Origin of the sequence: Burkholderia cepacia GG4 (assembly GCF_000292915.1) — a bacterium.
Taxonomy (GTDB): Bacteria; Pseudomonadota; Gammaproteobacteria; order Burkholderiales; family Burkholderiaceae; genus Burkholderia; species Burkholderia cepacia_D.
On sequence record NC_018514.1, the window covers coordinates 723,464 to 743,047 of the forward strand.

The 19,584-nt window shown below is 67.4% G+C and carries 19 protein-coding genes; 6 read left to right on the plus strand and 13 right to left on the minus strand.

Features of this window, described 5'->3' with window-relative positions:
• Positions 1–104: 104 nt before the first annotated feature.
• Positions 105–1,259: a porin gene (locus GEM_RS19070; protein WP_014899010.1), complete on the plus strand. Its 1,155-nt coding sequence runs from the start codon at positions 105–107 to the stop codon at positions 1,257–1,259.
• A 49-nt stretch (positions 1,260–1,308) separates the two neighbouring features.
• Here GEM_RS19070 and GEM_RS19075 read toward each other — a convergent pair whose 3' ends face one another.
• Positions 1,309–2,220 carry a LysR family transcriptional regulator gene (locus GEM_RS19075; protein WP_014899011.1) on the minus strand — a complete coding sequence of 304 codons (912 nt, stop codon included), beginning with the start codon at positions 2,218–2,220 and terminating at the stop codon, positions 1,309–1,311.
• A gap of 135 nt (positions 2,221–2,355) precedes the next feature.
• Between GEM_RS19075 and GEM_RS19080 the strand changes: the two genes are divergently transcribed.
• Positions 2,356–3,372 (plus strand): aldo/keto reductase, encoded by a 1,017-nt coding sequence (locus GEM_RS19080; protein WP_014899012.1) that lies wholly within the window; start codon positions 2,356–2,358, stop codon positions 3,370–3,372.
• A 145-nt stretch (positions 3,373–3,517) separates the two neighbouring features.
• Complete coding sequence (locus tag GEM_RS19085) at positions 3,518–4,258, plus strand: sulfite exporter TauE/SafE family protein (RefSeq protein ID WP_014899013.1); 741 nt, start codon at positions 3,518–3,520, stop codon at positions 4,256–4,258.
• A 21-nt stretch (positions 4,259–4,279) separates the two neighbouring features.
• Here GEM_RS19085 and GEM_RS19090 read toward each other — a convergent pair whose 3' ends face one another.
• A complete protein-coding gene (locus GEM_RS19090) occupies positions 4,280–4,666 on the minus strand; it encodes an ester cyclase (RefSeq protein WP_014899014.1) in 387 nt (128 codons plus the stop codon).
• Positions 4,667–4,694: 28 nt separating this feature from the next.
• Positions 4,695–5,591, minus strand: a complete 897-nt coding sequence (locus GEM_RS19095; protein ID WP_014899015.1) for a LysR family transcriptional regulator — start codon at positions 5,589–5,591, stop codon at positions 4,695–4,697.
• Positions 5,592–6,116: 525 nt separating this feature from the next.
• Between GEM_RS19095 and GEM_RS19100 the strand changes: the two genes are divergently transcribed.
• The 3 genes from GEM_RS19100 to GEM_RS19110 all read left to right on the plus strand — a co-directional run bounded on the left by GEM_RS19100 (position 6,117) and on the right by GEM_RS19110 (position 9,059).
• Positions 6,117–6,953: a peptidoglycan DD-metalloendopeptidase family protein gene (locus GEM_RS19100; RefSeq protein ID WP_014899017.1), complete on the plus strand. Its 837-nt coding sequence runs from the start codon at positions 6,117–6,119 to the stop codon at positions 6,951–6,953.
• A gap of 209 nt (positions 6,954–7,162) precedes the next feature.
• Positions 7,163–8,062, plus strand: coding sequence for a class A beta-lactamase (bla, locus tag GEM_RS19105; RefSeq protein WP_014899018.1), 900 nt, complete (start codon positions 7,163–7,165; stop codon positions 8,060–8,062).
• 124 nt (positions 8,063–8,186) lie between these two features.
• The gene (locus tag GEM_RS19110; RefSeq protein ID WP_014899019.1) at positions 8,187–9,059 is read left to right on the plus strand and encodes a LysR substrate-binding domain-containing protein; all 873 of its coding nucleotides are present in this window, start codon (positions 8,187–8,189) and stop codon (positions 9,057–9,059) included.
• 25 nt (positions 9,060–9,084) lie between these two features.
• On the opposite strand, the gene GEM_RS19115 is transcribed toward GEM_RS19110, so the two are convergent.
• From GEM_RS19115 to GEM_RS19160, 10 genes are all read right to left on the minus strand, one after another.
• On the minus strand, positions 9,085–9,420 hold the full coding sequence (locus tag GEM_RS19115) for a hypothetical protein (RefSeq protein WP_014899020.1): 336 nt from the start codon (positions 9,418–9,420) through the stop codon (positions 9,085–9,087).
• A 361-nt stretch (positions 9,421–9,781) separates the two neighbouring features.
• Positions 9,782–10,036, minus strand: a complete 255-nt coding sequence (locus tag GEM_RS19120) for a GlsB/YeaQ/YmgE family stress response membrane protein (RefSeq protein ID WP_014899021.1) — start codon at positions 10,034–10,036, stop codon at positions 9,782–9,784.
• Between the two features lie 140 nt (positions 10,037–10,176).
• Positions 10,177–11,064 carry a fimbrial protein gene (locus GEM_RS19125; protein ID WP_272148439.1) on the minus strand — a complete coding sequence of 296 codons (888 nt, stop codon included), beginning with the start codon at positions 11,062–11,064 and terminating at the stop codon, positions 10,177–10,179.
• A 129-nt stretch (positions 11,065–11,193) separates the two neighbouring features.
• Complete coding sequence (locus tag GEM_RS19130) at positions 11,194–13,791, minus strand: fimbria/pilus outer membrane usher protein (protein WP_014899023.1); 2,598 nt, start codon at positions 13,789–13,791, stop codon at positions 11,194–11,196.
• Between the two features lie 198 nt (positions 13,792–13,989).
• Positions 13,990–14,730, minus strand: coding sequence for a molecular chaperone (locus tag GEM_RS19135; RefSeq protein ID WP_014899024.1), 741 nt, complete (start codon positions 14,728–14,730; stop codon positions 13,990–13,992).
• 121 nt (positions 14,731–14,851) lie between these two features.
• Positions 14,852–15,403 carry a fimbrial protein gene (locus GEM_RS19140; RefSeq protein WP_014899025.1) on the minus strand — a complete coding sequence of 184 codons (552 nt, stop codon included), beginning with the start codon at positions 15,401–15,403 and terminating at the stop codon, positions 14,852–14,854.
• Between the two features lie 431 nt (positions 15,404–15,834).
• Positions 15,835–16,611: an ABC transporter ATP-binding protein gene (locus GEM_RS19145; protein WP_014899026.1), complete on the minus strand. Its 777-nt coding sequence runs from the start codon at positions 16,609–16,611 to the stop codon at positions 15,835–15,837.
• A complete protein-coding gene (locus tag GEM_RS19150) occupies positions 16,608–17,522 on the minus strand; it encodes an ABC transporter ATP-binding protein (RefSeq protein WP_014899027.1) in 915 nt (304 codons plus the stop codon). The genes GEM_RS19145 and GEM_RS19150 overlap by 4 nt, the downstream gene beginning before the upstream one ends.
• Before the next feature lies 1 nt (position 17,523).
• Positions 17,524–18,438 carry a nickel transporter permease gene (gene nikC / locus GEM_RS19155; protein WP_014899028.1) on the minus strand — a complete coding sequence of 305 codons (915 nt, stop codon included), beginning with the start codon at positions 18,436–18,438 and terminating at the stop codon, positions 17,524–17,526.
• Between the two features lie 66 nt (positions 18,439–18,504).
• Positions 18,505–19,575, minus strand: coding sequence for an ABC transporter permease (locus GEM_RS19160; protein ID WP_014899029.1), 1,071 nt, complete (start codon positions 19,573–19,575; stop codon positions 18,505–18,507).
• Between the last annotated feature and the right edge of the window lie 9 nt (positions 19,576–19,584).

Genomic DNA, 19,584 nt, shown 5'->3' on the forward strand with positions numbered 1-19,584 from the left:
GGCGCGGCCGCACACCGCGCAGTCCGCCCTGCGGGCCACTCATATAACAGACCAAACAATCGTCGGGCGAAAGGCCTGCCCGACCCCGGCTCCGGAGATCCGTCATGAAGAAGCACGTCATTTTTGCCGCCGCGCTGGCAGCCTTCGCCGCGCCGGCCTTCGCGCAGGACAGCGTGACGCTGTACGGCCTGATCGACGAGGGCTTCAACTACACGAACAACGTGAACGTGAACGGGGTCGGAAAAGCGAATTACCAGCTCGCAAGCGGCTATGCGCAGGGCAGCCGCTGGGGTCTGAAGGGTAGCGAGGATCTGGGCGGCGGGCTGAAGGCGATCTTCACGCTGGAAAACGGCTTCGACGTGAACAACGGCCGGTTCAACCAGGGCGGCCGGATGTTCGGCCGCCAGGCGTTCGTCGGCCTGAGCGCGTCGCGATTCGGCACGCTGACTTTCGGCCGCCAGTACGATTCCGTCGTCGACTATCTCGCGCCGCTGACCGCGAACGGCAACTGGGGCGGCACGCTGTTCTCGCACCCGTTCGACAACGACAACACCGACAACTCGTTCCGCGTCAACAACACGGTCAAGTACGCGAGCCCCGACTGGAACGGGCTGTCGTTCGGCGGCACCTACAGCTTCAGCAACGGCACGGGCTTCTCGACCAACCGCCAGTACAGCATCGGCGCGCAGTATTCGCTGGCCGGGCTGCAGGTCGCGGCCGCATATCTGCAGGCGAACAGCCCGGGCGTCGGCAGCGCGGGCGCGATCGCGGCCGACGACGCGAACTTCATCGCCGACCGCCTGCGCATCTTCGGCGGCGGCGTCAACTACACGTTCGGCCCGGCGACGGTCGGCTTCGTCTATACGAAGACGGACGTGAAGAACCCGGTGTCGACCGTCTACCTGCCGGCGTCGACATTCTCGGGCCTCGGCTTGACCGCGACCAAGTTCCAGAACTTCGAGATCAACGGCAAGTACCAGCTCACACCCGATTTCTATCTCGGCGCGCAGTACGTGTACACCGACGGCAAGTTCGACGGCGCGGCCGGCTCGATCAAGCCGAAATACCACACGGTCGGGCTGATGGCCGACTACAGCCTGTCCAAGCGCACCGACGTCTACCTGCAGGGCGCATGGCAGAAGGTCGGTGGCGACAAGACGGGCACCGCGGCGGACGGCGGCTACGTGGTCGGGACGGATGGCCCGTCGTCGTCGTCGAACCAGTTCGCGGTGCGCGCCGCGATCCGCCACAAGTTCTGATGATCTGATCGGGCGTGCCGGGGCCCGCTTGCTCCGGCGCCGGCCGCCGTCACGCCACCCGGTGCGCGTCGCCGAGCGTGTGCGCGAGCCAGTCGACGAAGATCCGCACGCGCGGTGCCAGGTGCCGGCCGTTCGGAAACACGACCGACACCGGCAGCGGCGCGGCATGCCATTCCGGCAGCACCTCCACCAGCGAGCCGTCTTCGAGCAGCGGCGCGAGCCCGTCGCGCGGTGCCTGGATCAGGCCGAGGCCGGCGATGCAGCACGCGAGATACGCCTGCGAGCTGTTCACCGCGACCACGCTGCGCATCCTGATCGTTTGCAGCGCGCCCGTATCCATGTCCGTATATTCCCAGTCGAGTTCGCGGCCCGTGCGGCTCGAGAAATAGCCGACCGCGACGTGGTCGGGCAAGTCGTCCGGCGAGCGCGGTGTGCCGTGCCGCGCGAGATACGCGGGCGACGCGCAGTTGATCTGCGCCATCTCGCCGACGCGCCGCGCGACCAGCGACGTGTCGGACAGCACGCCGACCCGTACCGCGCAGTCGATCCCGTCGGCGACGAGATCGACGAAGCGGTCGGTCGTGCTGAGCACGACGCGCAGGTCGGGATATCGCGCGTGGAAATCCGGCAGCGCAGGAATCACCTTGTTCAGCGCGAAGCGCTCGGGCAGATCGATGCGAATCAGGCCGCGCGGCGACGCACCGGCGGCGTCGAACAGCGTCTCCGCATCGTCGAGATCTGCCAGCAGCCGCATGCAGCGCTCGTAGTAGGTCGCGCCTTCCGCGGTCAGCGCGACTCGCCGCGTGGTCCGCTGCAGCAGGCGCACCTTCAGGTGTTTCTCCAGATACTGGACGGCATTGCTGACCGTCGGGCGCGGCAATTGCAACTGCTCGGCCGCTTTCGTGAAACTGCCGAGGTGGGCGACGCGCGCAAAGATGCGCATTGCATGCAGATGATCCATGCGGGGCGTTGGTGGATTGGAACAGGCTCCATTGTTAATCAGCGTCGAATGATTTGGTTGGGCGTTTCGCGTTTATCGTGCGCCGCAATGCGTGCAGAATCCGCTTCATTCACTCACCACCGCAAGGAAACGGACATGGACACGCGTCAACTGGGCCGCACGGGCCCGCAGGTTTCGGCGATCGGGCTTGGCTGCATGGGGATGTCGGATCTCTACGGGCCGGCGGATCGCGACGAAAGCATCGCGACGCTGCACGCGGCGCTCGACCACGGGATCACGCTGCTCGATACGGGCGACTTCTACGGGATGGGCGACAACGAGATGCTGATCCGCGACGCGCTGCGCGGCCGGACGCGCGACCAGGTGCTGATCAGCGTGAAGTTCGGCGCGCTGCGCGACCCGGCCGGCGCGTTCGTCGGCTATGACGCACGGCCGGCGGCGATCCGCAACTTCGTCGCCTATTCGCTGAAGCGGCTCGGCACCGACCACATCGACATCTACCGGCCGGCGCGGGTCGATCCGGCGGTGCCGATCGAGGAGACGGTCGGTGCGATCGCCGATCTGGTGAAGGCCGGCTACGTGCGCCAGATCGGCCTGTCGGAGGTCGGTGCCGACACGATCCGCCGCGCGGCGGCCGTCGCGCCGATCGCGGATTTGCAGATCGAGTACTCGCTGCTGTCGCGCGGGATCGAGGCGGACATCCTGCCCGTGTGCCGCGAACTCGGGATCGGTGTGACGGCCTACGGCGTGCTGTCGCGCGGGCTGCTCGGCGGCGGCTGGAGCGCGGCACGGCAGGGCGAGCGCGATTTCCGCGCAGCCAGCCCGCGCTTCCAGGGCGAGAACCTCGCGCACAACCTCGCGCTGGTCGACGCGCTGCGCGCGATCGCCGACGAGAAGGGCAGCAATCCGGCGCAGATTGCGATTGCGTGGGCGCTGTCGCGCGGCGACGACATCGTGCCGCTGATCGGCGCACGCAAGCGCACGCAACTCCAGGACGCGCTTCAGGCGTCTAAATTGCAACTAACGGTCGATGATCTCGCTCACATCGAAGCGGCGGTTCCCGCCGGGGCGGCTGCCGGTGAACGTTATCCCGCCGCACAGATGGCGCACCTCGACAGCGAGCAGGGACGCGGGCCGGCGCACGGGGCCTGAACGGCGGGCATCGCGGGCATCGCGGGGTGACAGGGCGACGGGCCCCGCCGGGCGGGCCCTAGCCAGCCTCAGGCAAAACCAGATGGCGGGCGGCGTGGCGGTGGTTCACCATCGGCGCCGTACTCAACCGGACGGAACGCCCGCCATGCAAATTCATACGCTGACGATCATCGTGCTGGTCTTTCTGCTGGCCGGTGCGGTCAAGGGGATGATCGGCCTCGGGCTGCCGACGATCGCGATGGGGCTGCTGACGCTCGCGATGCCGCCGTCGGCCGCCGCGAGCCTGCTGCTCGTGCCGTCGTTCATGACCAATGTATGGCAATTGTGGCTCGGCCCGTCGTTCGGGCCGCTGCTGCGACGCCTGTGGCCGCTGCTCGCCGGTCTCGCGATCGGCACGCTGACGGGCGGGCTGCCCGCGCTTGCGGCCGGCAGCGCATGGACGCACGCGGCGCTCGGCGTCGTGCTGGTCGCGTACGGGTGCTGGGGGCTCGCCGCCGCCCGGCTGCCCGCGCCGGGGCGTCACGAACCGTGGCTGTCGGCCGCGGTCGGCTACCTGACGGGCGTCGTGACGGCCGCGACCGGCGTGTTCGTCGTGCCGGCCGTGCCGTACCTGCAGGCGCTGCGGCTGTCGAAGGACGACCTGATCCAGGCGCTCGGGCTGTCGTTTACCGCGTCGACGATCGCGCTCGGCCTGCAGTTGCGCGTGACGGGCGCGCTGCAGACGGTCGATCTCGGCGTGTCGGCGCTGGCGCTGGTGCCGGCGCTCGCGGGCATGGCGGGCGGCCAGTATGCGCGGCGTGTGATGAGCGAGCAGGCGTTCAAGCGCTGCTTCTTCGTCGGGATGATCGCGCTGGGCGCGTACATGGCCGCGTCCGGGCTTCGGTGAGCGGCGCGGCGGCCCGCATCGTCAAAGCTGCGCTTCGATCGCGGCCTTGTCGATCACCGACCAGACCTGGCGGATCTTGCCGTCGTGAAATTCGTAGAACACGTTCTCGGCGAACGTGACGCGCGTGCCGTCGACGGCGAGCCCCATGAACCTGCCTTTCGGCGAACATGCGAAGCGAAGCCGGCACGCGACGCGCGGCGGTTCGCACGCGAGCAGCCGGATGTCGAAACGGAGATCCGGGATGTCGCGGAAATCCTGCTCCAGCATCGCGCGGTAACCAGCCAGCCCGAGCGGCCGATCGTTGTGGATCACGTTGTCGGCGACGTATTCGCCGAGCGCCGGCCAGTCCCGCCGGTTCAGGCAGTCGATGTATGCGCGGTAGCGCACGGCGAGATCGGGTTCGGTCATGGCTGCGGTGCCTCCTCGTGCATTCCGTTCAAAGCGGCGGTGACTCGCCGGACAGGTACGACACGAACGCCTGCGTGTATTTCGGCAGCGCATCGAACGACCGCGCGCAGAGCGTCAGCTTCCGGTGGCTCCACGCGTCGGACAGCTCGACCAGCCGCACGTCCATCGTCTGCATCGCCCGCTCGGCTGCGTGGCGCGACACGATGCCGATCCCCACGCCGCTTTCGATCACGCGGCAGATCGCATCGAAACTCTTCAACTGCACACGGTAGCGGATTCGCTTGCCGAGTGCGCGCGCCTGGTCGGCGAGATGGACCTGCAGCGCGCTGCCGTCGGTGAGCCCGATGAAGTCCGCATCGGCGATCTCGTCGAACGTGACCTGGCCGCGCGCAGCGAGCGGATGCCCGGCCGGCACCACCACGATCAGCCAGTCCTCGCGGAACGGCTTCTGTTCGAGCCCGCCGAGCCCGACCGAATCCGCGACGATGCCGACCTCGGCCGTCTTGTTGCGGATCGCATGCACGATCTCCTGGCTCGAGCGTTCCTCGACGCTGATCGACAGTTTAGGGTGATGCGGCAGGTAGGCGGCCAGCGCGTCCGGCAAGTATTCGCTCAGCGATGCCGTGTTGCACAGCAGCCGGATATGCCCGCGCAATCCCTGCCCGTATTGCTGCAACTCGCCACGCATGTGGTCGATCTGCTGCAGCACGGTGCGCGCATGGTGCTCGAGCGCACGGCCGGCGTCAGTCACCTGCGCGCCCGACTTGGTCCGGTGCAGCAGCGGCACGCCGAGTTCGTCCTCCATCCCGCGAATGCGCTCGCTCGCGGCCTGCAGCGTGATGTGGGTCCGCTCGGCGCCGCTCGTGATCGTGCCGGCCTCGCAGATGTTCAGGAAGAGCCGCAGGTCGGTCAGGTCGAAACGCATGGTTGGGGCGCGGCGCGTGAAGGTTGGAATGGCGGATAAGTTAGCAGGAACCGCCGCGCCGGTCTCAGGCGCAGCCTGAGGCCCCGTTCGCCGCTTCCGCATTTTCGGGGCGGGATCGATGCCGGATCATGGCCGCATATCAACCGGGGGAGACGGTCATGCGGGTCGATTCGTCGTGGGGTGTGTCGTTCAAGATCGCGCTGCATCTGCTGTTCCTGTGCATCGGCATCGCATGGGCCTGCGCGGAGCTGGTCGACTGGCTGCGTTGAGCGGGTGGCCGGCGCCGGGCGCGCGTTGGTCTCGCGCTCATTGAAAGCTATTCGAAATATCGCCAGGAGGTGAAATTTCTTCCGCTTCAGGCGGCGGGAACCGTCAAGTTTTTCCGAATTCGGCCGTTTTACCGGTAGCAAATGTGCGCCGGCGTCCGGTTCGTGATGGTTTGTCATCATTGTTTGCATCCGGTTACACGTGTGCCGTTCCGTTTTTGAGATGCTTGAAAGATTGTCAAACCGGAGTCGATCGTCCATGAAACAGCACGAGATTTGCCGCAACGCGGCGCGGCTATCGGGCCTGGCCGCCGTGCTCGTCATGGCCGGTTGTGCCAGCACGCAGTCCGTTCCGCCGAGCGACACGCTGGCGGGATCGCCGTCGGGCCGCCCCGACGCGTCGTCGGCCGCCACGTCCGCCGTACCGCCGGCGCCGATTTTCGTCGCGCAGAATTACGTCGTGAAGCGCGGCGACACGCTCTTGGGCATCGCGTCCGCGAACGACTGCAGCGTCGCCGATCTGCGCACCTGGAACAAGTTCGATGCGCGCGGCAAGCTGCGCATGGGGCAGGTGCTGCGCATCGTCCGGCAGCAACCGTTGCAGGCGCCGGGCGCGACGGTTGGCGCGCCGGCTGCCGCGAGCACGGCGACAGGTGCCACGCAGGCGAGCGCATCGACGGCAAGCGACCGGCAGGTCGTGAAGGAAACCAAGCGGCATGCGGGCGGGGTGTCGCTCACCTGGCCCGCGCAGGGCAGGATCGTCGATGCGTTCCGGCCGGGGCAGAACCGCGGCATCCAGATCGCCGGCCGGCCGGGCGACCCGGTCCGCGCGGCGGCCGCTGGCCGCGTGATGTACGCGGGCACGGGCCTGAACGATTACGGCAGCCTGATCATCGTCCAGCACAACGCGGATTTCCTGACCGCTTATGCGCACAACCGCAAGCTGCTCGTGAAGACGGGCGACATCGTGCGCCAGGGCGACGAGATCGCCGAGATGGGCGACCTCGACAACGCGCGCGTCGCGCTGCTGTTCGAAGTGCGGCGCGACGGCAAGCCCGTCAATCCGATACCGTACCTGCCTTCGTCGCAAGGCTGAAGCAGGCCGCGTCGCTGGAACGCGGCCGCGGTCGCTGCTACGCTAGGGTCTGTTCATGCGAGTCCCGCCGACTGCGGGGCCGACGGACGTCTTTCGGGGATGCGCGGTGAATGCCGTCGCGAGCCGGCCGTCGGCGTGAACGCGCGCGCATCGACGCTGCGCGCGTGCGTTGCTCCGTGCCACCGCTTCCGACAGAACACCCTTCATCCATGGATTACTCTCCGACACGCCGTTCGCTGTTGCTCGCCGCCGTCGCCGCGCCGTTCGTTGCCGCGTGCTCGTCGGCACCCGTCGCCGACCAGGCGCGCGCCCGTGCCGCCCAAGCCGAACTCGCCGCACTCGAAAAAGCGTCGAACGGCCGGCTCGGCGTCGCCGCGCTCGATACGTCGAACGGCACGCGCATCGCGCATCATGCGCGCGAGCGCTTCCCGCTGTGCGGCACCTATGCGGTCGTCGCCGCCGCCGCGATACTCGCGCGCGGTTCGCTCGACGCTTCGCTGCTGCCGCGCCGCATCCTGTATCGTCGCTATGAAGTCGTGGCGGGCTCGCCGGTGACGGAAAGCCATGTCGACACGGGCATGACGATCGCGCAGCTTTGCATGGCGCTGCTGCAGTCGAACGACAAGGGCGCGGGGAACCTGCTGATGGGCGTGCTCGGCGGCCCGCAGGCCGTCACGTCGTTCGCGCACGAGAGCGGCGACCCCGCGTTCCGCCTCGATCGCTGGGAACCCGAACTGAACCAGGCCGCACCCGGCGACCTGCGCGATACGTCGACGCCGGTCGCGATGGTCGACACGCTGCAGCGGCTGCTGCTCGGCGACACGCTACGCGAACCGCAGCGTGCGCAGCTGACGGAATGGATGACCGGCGGCGCGCGCGGCGCGACCGGGATCGCGGCCGGCGTGCCGCCCGGCTGGCGTGTCGCCGACAAAACCGGCGCCGGAGGCTACGGTACGACGACCGACGTCGCGGTGCTGTGGCCGCCGTCGCGCGCGCCGATCGTGCTGGCGGTGTCGTTCACGCAGCCGAGTGCCGACGCGGCGGCCCGCGCGGACGTCGTCGCGTCGGCGGCGCATATCGCGACGGGTGCGCTCGTCGCGACGGCCTGAGCGAGCGGCGCACCTCGCGCAAAGCCGGCGTTTGGCTTATCGTGTCGGTCAGCGCGCGCCGGTGTCGGCGCGCGGTCTTGCCGCGCCGTCGTTCGGCGCGGTCGTTCCGTTTACCCGCCTCGTCATGCGCCGACTTCCGCCCCTGCACGCGCTGCAGATCTTCTCGACGGTGGCTCGCCACCGCAGCTTCACGCGCGCTGCCGAACAGCTGTGCCTCACGCAGGGCGCGGTGAGCCGGCAGATCCAGACGCTCGAGGCGCATTACGGTTTCCCGTTGTTCAAGCGGCACGCGAAGGGCCTCACGCTGACGGCGGAGGGCGAGCAATTGCTGCCGGTCGTCAACGAGAGTTTCGCGCGGATCGAGGACATCTCGATGAAGCTCACGCGGCAGCGCACCGATCTCGCGCTGAAGGTGCCGACCTGCGTGATGCGCTGGATGCTGCCGCGCATCATGCGTTTCCAGGGCGAGCACCCCGATCTCCATGTGCAGATCACGACCGCATGGCAGCACGTCGTCGATTTCTCGACCGAGCCGTTCGATGCGGCGATCGTCTACGGCACGTCGCCGGGCGCAGGCGTGTTCGCGCTGCCGCTGTTCGACGAACGGCTGACGCCGGTGTGCGCACCCGAGCTGCGGCAGGCCGCACCGCTCGATGCGGTCGGCGATCTCGCGCGCCATACGCTGCTGCATCCCACGCGCGACCATCGCGACTGGCGCGCGTGGCTCGACCACGCGGGCGAGCGCGCCGTCGATGCGGAGCGCGGGCCGACCTTCGACACGCTCGATCTCGCGACGAACGCGGCCATGCAGGGCTTCGGCGTCGCCATCGGCGACGTGACGCTCGTCGACGACGACGTCAGCGCGCGCCGGCTCGAACGGCCGTTCGACATCGTGCTCGAGACCGGCGCCCGCTATTTCTTCGTCTATCCCGAGAACATCGGCAGCCAGCAGAAGATCCGCGCGTTCAGCGACTGGATCGCCTGCCATCGCGACTGACGCGCGGCATTTCCGGCGGCGGGCTCTACTGGTAGGTTACGACGGCGATCATCGGCGCATGCGCGTTGCCCGCGCCGTCCGGTAAAACGATTGCGCGCGAGGCCTGCGTAAAGGTGGTGGTCTTGATCGTGCGCAGGCTGGCCGCGTCGACGAATGCGACTTGCCCGCGGGCCGGGCGCGGGCAGTCGGGACGCACGTGCGCATGCGCGGCGTCGGTCGTATCGAGCGCGAACGAGCACGGCGGCTCGACGATCATGCCGGTGAAGTGAATGACGCCGGACGTGCCGGCGGCAAATGCAGAGGACGAGGCCAGAAGCGAGGCAGCCAGGGCAAACGAGGCGGCAAACAGGCGATGCTTCATGACAGGCTCCAGAGAGGAAGCGCGTCGCAGCGGGGCCGCTCGAGTGGCAGTCCGTCAACGCTGCGGTGCTGTATGCGTAAACGGCAACTTCATCGAACCTCTTGAATGAAAATCCGGAAATAGCGGCAATCATCAAATGGCGCCGTATTCCTCCAATCAATTTATCTCAATTTTGTGGAGCCGCAAGTCAGGGTATTGCCGGTGGCGTAAGCTCGCGGAAGGGGGCGTCAATGGATGCGGCGTTTGCAGGTGATTCGTTGAGGACTCAACGAGTTGGCGATCCCGCGCATCGCGGTGCGCCAAAAGAAAACAGCCGCTCGTGACGAGCGGCTGTGTTGCATTGAAGCGGGTGATGCGGCGGTCAGCCCGCGCGTTTGCGCACGGCGCCGACGATCACGAGCAGCACGATCGCACCGATGATCGACGCGATCCAGCCGGCGCCCTGGCCCGGTCCATACCAGCCGGCGGCACGGCCGACGTAACCCGCGACGAGCGAGCCGACGACGCCGAGCACGATGGTCATCAGGATGCCCATCTTGTCGTCGCCGGGCTTGAGCGCGCGCGCGAGGAGGCCGACGATGAGCCCGACCACCAGGGTTTCGATGAATTGCAGCATGAACGCCTCCCTATAGCTGTTGAGCTGTTGACGAAAGGGAATGGACTCGTGTGGCGCACCGAGGTTCCCGGTGGCGGCGAGCCGAGTATCGCGCGGCGCCGTGTCGCGCGGATGTCGGCGTCGCCGGTAACGCATGCCGTTCATTGATAGTCGAGCAAGACCTGCGCCGCGGCATGAACGGAACCGCCGCCGATCTTCGCACCCGTTTGCAGGTAGGACGCGCGGAGCGGAATCGATGGCGATCCGCCGGTGGCCCGGTTGTAGTTCGTCACCGTGTGCGATTTTCGCAGTGTCAGCGGCTGACCGGTCGCGGCATCGGCGATATGGATGCCGACGCCGCTGGCCGTGGCATCCGGACGCAACTGCATCCCGCCGGGCGTGCCGACGACCACGTCGTCCAGCGGGGCCAACTGGTAGCCGATCCGGTTGTAGCCGGCCGGGCAGTTGTTGAGCTGGACCTGGAAATCGGTCGCACCGGCGGTCGAACCCACGCCGTTGAAGTCGCGTTGCTGCACGGGCGGCAGCGTGACGTTCTGGTCGGGAATCGAGCACGTTCCGTTGATGAAGCTGACTTTCGCGTCGAGGAAGACCGTTGAGGTTTGACCCAAGATGCCGGACTTGTAATTGACGAGGAAATACCCGTTGAAGGAGCCTGAATTGAGCGAACCGTCCCGCGGCTGACGGCTGTCGCGAAACAACTGTACCTCAAGCGTATTGCTCAGTGTTCCTTTCGTCGTCGAGACGGCCACCTTGCCGTCGATCAGTATCCGCGTCGACAGACCGGACACGTTGGTTTCGAGGTCGGGGCCGTCGGTGCTACCCCACACGCTGCCCTTCGAGTACATCAGGATGTTCGTGATCTGGCAGGTGCTTGCGCCGCAAACTTCCTGCGGTGTGAAGTATTGACGGGCGACGACCGTTCCGGGCGTCGCGTTCGACGGGCTCGAAACCGTTGCCTGCCCGAATGCATAGAGGGCCGCCGCAGCCGCGTCGGTCGCGAATGCGGCGGATGCGAGCAGAAAGGTCAATGCACCCGCGATCATGCGGGCCGTGTGCCGGACAACGCCGCCGCATGTGTCGTGCGGGTGCGCGATGCCTGCGCGGCTCGCAAGCCGGCGCGATTCGGACGATGAGTAAGGGTATGTCATCTGGATTCCTTATTGAGTGGCGGCGGTCGTCGAATCAGCCTGGCAGATGCTCGTGACGGTCTGTACGCCGGGCGATCGCCCGCGACGTTGCGCGACGGGAAGCTCGTATGCGATGCGGCAGACCGATCGACCGTCGGCGCCCCATTGAACCGTCAGCGAGCCACGGTCGTTGAGTCCGCGCGCGAAGATCTTGCTTGCCTGGGAGACGACGCCGACTTCCTTGCCGGTCTCGTCGTGCACGACGGCGCCGAACGGCAGCGGCGTACCGTTGGCCTGCGGTGCCCGGACGAGCGCGGCGCGGCCGGTGTCGGTTGCAAACCGGATGAGCGGCACCGCACCGGCGCGTGGCGCGATCTGGCGGCTGGTTTCCTTCAGCTCGACGTCCATCGAGATTCCCTTCGGATCGAGCGCGACCGTATTGAGGCTGTATGGCGTCAGGTAGGGCACGACCGCGTAACCGTTGCCGTCGACCTTGACGCCTGTCGCGTTCGTGATGCGCGCGCCGGCCGCACCCGGCGCCTCGACGATCGCGAACGTCTCGGATAACGGCTGCGAGAACGTGATGCCGCCGCTGTGCGCGACCAGCGCGCCGCGCACGCCGAGCGAGCCCTGCTGGAAGTCCGTACTGGCGCCCGCGCTGGCATTGATTTCGGCCATGCGTGTGCGGTACGTGACGTTGGCGCTGCCGTCCGTGGCCGAGTTCGACCCGGACGAATGGTTCGCGCTGACGCTGTACGACAGCGCGTGATCGTCGCCGAGCGATCCGGACAGCGTCGACTGCAGCCGGGTGCGGCCGAGCGTGTCGCGCGACACGTTGCCGGTGACGGTCATCGGGCGCTCGCGGCCGAACGGGATCGTGACGCTCGCGTAATAGAGCGTGCTCATGTCGCCGCCGGCATTGCGCTGCCGCGTGGCCGTCAGGCTATAGGACAGGTTGCGGAACTGGTTCGCATAGCCGATCGAATAGTTGATGTCCGAGCCAGAGCGATTCCAGTAGTTCACGGCCGATGCCGTGGCGTTGATGCGTCCGCCGGTCGCGCCGAGGCGCTGCGTCAACGCCAGCGACGCGCGCTGGCGTTGACGCCAGATCGAGCTGGCCAGTCGGCCGTCCCGTACGGCATCGCGCGCCTGCGTCGCGTCGTTGAGGCCGAAATAGCCATCCGTCGAATAACGATACGCGGCAAGGGCGATGTCGGTGCCGGTCGCCTCGACGGACTTCGCATAGCTGACGCGCACGCTCGAACCGCTGTAGCGCTTCGTGCCCGGAATCGAGGTCATGGCGTGCGTCACGTCCGCGCCGAATGCGCCGAACGACGTATTGAGGGCGGCACCCAGCATCGCGGATGCGTAACCGGCGGAAAGCGTGACGCCGCCGTAGCCCGTCAGCAGGTTGGTCAGGCCGCGCTGGTACGTGGCCTGCGCGAACAGCGGCTGGCTCGATCCGTACGGATTGCGCAGCGTGCCCGCGACGAAGCTGTAGCGGCTGATGCCCGGCCGCAGCGACATCGGCACGGCGGCGTAGGGCACGGAGAACGTATGCACGGAGCCGTCGGCCTCGGAGACCGACACCACCAGGTCGCCGCCATAGCCGGTCGGGTACAGGTCGTCGATTTCGAAATTGCCGGGCGCGACCGTCGTCTCGTAGATCGTCACGTCGTTCTGGCGGATCGTCACCTTCGCGTTGCTGTTCGCGATGCCGCGCACCACGGGCGCATAGCCGCGCAACGAGTCGGGCAGCATCCGGTCGTCCGTCGACAGGCGCACGCCGCGGAACTGCGTCGAATCGAACAGCTCTCCCGACGTGTAGCTTTCGCCTATGACGAGTTGCGACGACAGCGACGGCAGGTCGCGCTGGAGATAGGTCGCGATATCCTGATACCGGCTCTGGCCGCGCGACGACCATGAAAAGGAGCCTTCGTGGCGAAAGCGCCAGCTGCCGAGGTTCACGCCGCCGTTCAGGCCGAGATAGCCTTGCGTCTGGGTCGTATGACCGCTGGCCTTCGACGTGTAGAGATTGAAGTTGTAGCCGAGCAGGCCGACGGTTTCGCCGGCGGTCCATTGATCGGGGTTCACGTAGCCGCGCGCCTTGCGTGCGAGCGATGCCTGCGGGATCGAGAGCCGCAGCACCTGGCGCGTGAAGTCGAACGACGCGCTTGCATCCGGCACGACTTGCTCGATCTGCAGGCATGCGCGGTCGCCGTCAAGCTCCGCGACGACGTCCGGCGCGAGCTTGCTGAAATCGAGCCCGACGCGTTCGAGCAGCGCGCGGTCGAAGCACGGCCGGGCGTCGCCCGAGTCCGGCGCGGCCGCGAAGCGTACGTCGTAGCGGCCGATCCAGTCGGCGCCGACATGGATGTCGGCGGTGTACACGCCCGGCGCCGTCACGTTGCGCTGGGCGAAGCGCGACACGTCGAAATGCTTGCCCAGGCGATTCTGCATGAATGCGCCGTCGAACTCGACTTGTGCGAGCGTGCTTTCGGCGGGAGTTTGCGTCGTCGCGCGGCCATCGCTCGACCACGGGCCGACGCAAGCCACCACCATCAGATGGATCGGCTTGATGCGGGGCATGTCGGCCACGGCGTGGCGCAGCAGTCGAGTCGAGGTCATGAGCAGTACTCCGGAAAGTGTCGGATCGAACGGATGCATTGCGCCGACGCAGTCGCGCGGGCGCGTGCGTTGCTGCGTGGCGAATACCGGATCCGGGGATTCCTGGCCGTCTGGTCGGGACGGCGAAAAGGGCGGCGGACGAAAGGAGAGGAAGCGATCGGCCGCGCACGGTGGTGCGCGTTGCCGGCTTCGACCGCGCTACGGGGCGACGCTGACCGGACGCTTGATGTCGATTGACCGGCCCCAGTCGTTGATGCTGCCGAACTCGACCGTTGCACCCGCGACGGGCGCTGCGGCGAGATTCTTGATCGGGAATCGTTGCGTGCCGTGGGGCAGCACGTAACCCATGCCGGCGTCATGCTTGCGGCCGGCGGCATTCAGCAGGACGTTGCCGAAATTGACGACGAACGGCGTCGGATTGCTCGCCTCGAGCGCGTAGCCGCCATCGACGCGAACCACGCGCCAGTCGAGCTGCATCGGCGCAGCGTCGGCGTTGCCGGCCAGCCCGTCGGGGCGATACATGATCTTGATGCGGGAGCGGAACGCGAGCTGGATGCGATTCCGGTTGTCGTCCGCGGATGCCTTCGGCGGCACTTCGAGCACGTTCAGCCAGAACAGCGATTCCCGGTCGGCCGGCAGCGATTCGCCGGTGTGCACGAGACGCAGCGTCTGGCCGTTGCCGGATTCCATCCGGAAGATCGACGGCGTCAGCGTGAACGGCACGTCGATGTTCTCGGGCAACGCGCCGCTATTGCCGTCGTCGAGCCACGCCTGCACCAGCGCCGGACGCTTGCTGTCGTTCGTGAGTTGGATCGTGACCTCGCGCTCGCTGGACGGGAAGATCACGCGCGTGCCGGCGATCACGACGCTTGCATCGGCTTGCGACGCGAATGCGGTGACGGCCAGGGCCAGCGTACGGAAGAGCTTCAACAGTTTCATGGGCGTAGAGAGTCGGATCGTTGGAAGGACGCGGACGGAGCCGGACTGAACCGGCGGTTTCCGCACCGCGCGGCGTGACGGGGCGGAGATCGCCGGGGCGGCGACCTCCACGTGCTCGTGCTTACTGGTAGATCAGCGAGTACTCGACGCGCGAGGCGACATCGCCTGCCTTCACGGCGCCCGACGCGTAGTACTCGGCGAAGTAGTTGAGCTTCGCGTTGCCGTCGCCGTCGATATCGACGAGTTGCGTGTTGGCACCGGTTTGGGCGCCGATGGGGATCAGGTTCTGTTGATCATCCAGCACGTTGATCTGGACGCCTTCCGCGGCCATTTCACCCGAATCGATCTTCAGGCGGCCGCTCGACCCGTCAACGTTCGTGCCGTTCTCGAAGATGACGCCGACCTTCACCGGGTTTTCGTCGCCGACCGTGCAACCCTTGAGCGCCAGCGAGAATGCGCTGCGACCGGCGACGGAGCCGACGTCGGCAAGCGCCTTGGTGCTGACCGGCGGCAGCGGGACGGTGAGGTCCGATCCGCCTTCGACGCTGCAGGTCGACGCGATGATCTTGCCGTTGAAGTTGATGGTGCCTTCCGCCGCGTGGGCCGCGGACGAAAAGGCGGCGCCGGCTGCGACGAGGATGAACGGGATTGCGCTGCGCTTGAGGTTCTTCATATTTAAAAACTCCAAATAAAGTTCGACTTTCGAAAGCGCATATTGAATTTAAATCTCAGAATGGCGCGTTTCGGATTGAATTATGCTGACCATGTAATGATTTTGTAATTTGACATGTACGAATCAAATCTCTTTTTGTCTAGTACAGGTACTAAGTTATTTGTCGCCGGTAGCGGCATTCAGGCGGGGCGGTGCGAGGGAGAAGGCAGGAGGGGGCGGGCGAGCGGGTTCGTCCCGCTACCGAAATCGGTCGAGATGCCGATTTCGTCGGTCGCGCTATTCGCTATTCGTTATTCGTTATTCGAAGCGGATCAACGCGGGAATGACCGGTCGACGGAACGTGGCGGCGGCCGGCATGCCGCATTGCGGGCGGCGTAGGTGATCCAGCGTTCGCGCGTGCGAACGGTCGCGATATCGTCGGGCGACGTGTATCAGGCCGCGGGCGCGTCGACTGCCGGATCGCGGCGGCGGTAGCCTTCGGTCGCGCGCAGCAGCGTGCGCGTATAGTCGCGTGCGACCTGCCCGGCACGCACGTCCTCGATCCGCAGCTGTTCGACGATCTCGCCATGCTGCATCACCGCGATGCGCTGGCACAGGAAGCCGATCACCGCGAGGTTGTGGCTCACGAGGATCATCGTCAGGTTGCGTTCGCGATGCAGGCGCCGCAGCAGGTTCAGGATCTCGGCCTGCACCGATACGTCGAGCGCGGAGGTCGGCTCGTCGAGCAGCAGCACGCGCGGCTCGACGATCAGCGCGCGCGCGATCGCGACACGCTGGCGCTGGCCGCCCGACAACTGGTGCGGATAGCGGAAGCGGAACGCCGGGCCGAGCCCGACTTCGGACAGCGTGCGGGCGATGCGCGCGTCGGCGTCGTCGATGCGGTGGATCGACAGCGGCTCGCGCAGCGTCTGGTCGACGGTGAAGCGCGGATGCAGTGACGCGTACGGATCCTGGAACACCATCTGCACGTGGCGGCGGAATGCGCGATCCGGCGTGCCGCCGACGGGCCGGCCGTCGATCGACAGGCTGCCGCCCGCGAGCGGCACGAGGCCGGTCAGCGCGCGCAGCAGCGTCGACTTGCCGGAGCCCGACTCACCGACGAGCCCGAACACTTCGCCGTCGCGCACCGCAAAACTCGCATCGCGCACGGCATCGACATGACCCGTGCGGGTCGGAAAACGGATCGAGGCGTGATCGACGTCGATCATCGTGCGGGCTCCTGTCGTGGCAGTGCCGAGCCCGCGGGCGCCGCGGCGTCGAGCCACGCCGGGTCGCGCCGCAGCACGGGCAGTTCGTCGGGCGGGTTCGCGAGCGGCGGGTTCGCCGCGAGCAAGCCGCGCGTGTACGGATGCGTCGCATCGCGCAGGTCGCGCGCCGCGCAGGTTTCGACGACGCGGCCTGCATACATCACGGCGACGCGATCGCAGAACGACATCACGAGCGGCAGGTCGTGGCTGATGAACATCAGCCCCGTGCCATGCCGCGCGATCATCGCGTCGAGCACCGCGAGCACCTGCATCGACACCGCGACGTCGAGCGCGGACGTCGGCTCGTCGGCGATCAACAGGCGCGGGCCGGTCGACACCATCATCGCGATCATCACGCGCTGGCCCATGCCGCCCGACAGTTCGTGCGGATACGCGTCGGCGACGCGTGCCGGATCGCGGATCTGCACGGCCGCGAGCGCGTCGACGATCCGCTCGCGCAGCGCGCGGCCGCGCAAACCCGGCTCGTGCAACCGGAACGCTTCGCCCATCTGCTTCGCGACGGTCATCACCGGGTTCAGCGAGTACTTCGGGTCCTGCAGGATCATCCCCATCTGGCTGCCGCACAGATGCCGTCGTTCACGTGCCGGCAGCGCGAGCAGGTCGTGGCCCGCGAAGCGCATCGTGCGGGCCGAGCAGTGCGCGGCTTCAGGCAGCAGGCCGAGCAGCGCGCGGCCCGTCAGCGATTTGCCGGAACCCGATTCGCCGACGATGCCGAGCCGTTCGCCGGGCGCGAGCGTCAGCGACAGGTCGCGCACCGCGTCGGTGACGACGCCGTCGTGCCCGCGAAAGCCGATCTTCAGGCCGTCGATCTCGCACAGCGGCGCGGGTGCGTTGACGGAATTCAGTGACATGTCACGCTCCATGACGCGGATCGAAGACGTCGCGCAGCCCGTCGCCGAGCAGGTTGAACGCGAGGCTGACGAGCAGGATCGCGATGCCGGGCAGCGTCGCAACCCACCATGCGTCGAGCAGCACGTTGCGGCCCGACGCGACCATGAAGCCCCATTCGGGGCTCGGCGGCTGCGCGCCGAGGCCGAGGAAGCCGAGGCCCGCGACGGTCAGGATGATGCCGGCCATGTCGAGCGTCGCGCGCACGATCACCGACGACATGCACAGCGGCATGATGTAGCGCAGCAGGATCCGCAGGCCCGACGCGCCTTGCAGCCGTGCCGCGTGGATGAAGTCGGCCTGCGCGATGCGGATCGTCTCCGCGCGCGCGAGCCGCGCGTATGCGGGCCACGCGGTGATCGAGATCGCGACGACCGCGTTGATCACGCCCGGCCCGAGCGCTGCCGCGAACGCGAGCGCGAGCACGATCTTCGGGAACGCGAGCGCGATGTCGGTGAAACGCATCAGCACGCTGTCGACGAAGCCGCCGCAATAGCCGGCGGTCATGCCGATCAGCAGGCCGATCGGCACGACGATCACGACGACGAGCAGCGCGATGCCGAGCGTGAGGCGCGAACCGGCGATCATCCGCGAAAGGATGTCGCGGCCGAGCTGGTCGGTGCCGAACCAGTGCGATGCCGAACCGGGCGGCAGCAGGCGGTCGGGCAGCACCTGATGCAGCGGATCGTGCGGCATGATCAGCGGGCCGACGATCGCGACGACGATCAGCACGACCAGGATCGCGAGCCCGAACAGGTTGAGCGGATTGCCGGCGAAGCGGCGCCAGCGGCGATACGCGAGGCCGAACGCGGCCTGCGAGCGCGACGCGGGCGCATCGGAAAGCAGCCACGCGCGCAGCGTGAGACGCTCGGCATTCATGATCGGACAGCCTTCGGCATGGACGGGGAAAGAAGCAGGGTGGAAGCAGTCATGTCGCAGCGGCCCTCAGCGCGCACGCGGATCGAACACGCGGTACAGCGCGTCGGTCAGCAGGTTGACGGTGATGAACATCGCGCCGATCACGAGCGTCGCGCCGAGCACCGCGTTCATGTCGGCGTTCAGCAGCGCACCCGTCAGGTACGAGCCGAGCCCCGGCCACGCGAACACGATCTCGGTCAGCACCGAGCCTTCGAGCAGGTTGCTGTAGGTGAGCGCGATCACGGTCAGGAGCGGCACCGCGATGTTGCCGAACGCATGCCGCCAGATCACGCGGCGCTCCGACAAGCCCTTCGCGCGCGCGGTGACGATGTATTCCTGGCTCAGCTGGTCGAGCATGAACGAACGCGTCATCCGGCTCAGGTACGCAACCGAGTAGTAGCCGAGGATCGCCGCCGGCAGCGCGATGTGCGACACCGCGTTGCGGAACACGTCCCATTCGCCGGCGAGCGCCGAGTCGATCAGCAGGCTGCCCGTGCGCGGGTCGACCATGCCGTCGAACGCGGGATCGAGCCGGCCGGGCCCGCCGACCCAGTGCAGCCGGGCATAGAACAGCAGCAGCCCCATCAGCCCGAGCCAGAACACCGGCACCGAATTGCCGATCAGGCCGATGAAGCGCGCGATGTGGTCGATCGGCCGGTTGTGCTTCACCGCGGCCGCGACGCCGAGCGGCACGCCGATTGCGATGCCGATCAGCGTCGCGATCGTCGCGAGTTCGAGCGTGGCCGGGAACACGCGCTTGATGTCGTCGAGCACCGGGTTCGACGTCAGCAGCGACATGCCGAGATTGCCGTGCAGCACGTCGCGCGCGTAGATCAGGAACTGCGTGACGAGCGGCTTGTCGAGGCCAAGCGCGATGCGCTCGGCCGCATACGCCTCGGCCGACGCGCGATCGCCGAGGATCGCGAGCACGGGATCGATCGGCACCTTGCGGCCGATCACGAAGGTCAGCGCGAGCAGCCCCGCGAACGTGACGGCGAGCGTGAGCGCCCAGCGCAGCATGCGCAGCGCCCAGCGTACGGCCGGGTGCCGCGCGGGCAGCGTGCGCAGTGCTTCCAGGGAGGAGGCGGGAGTCGACATGCGGCGAAT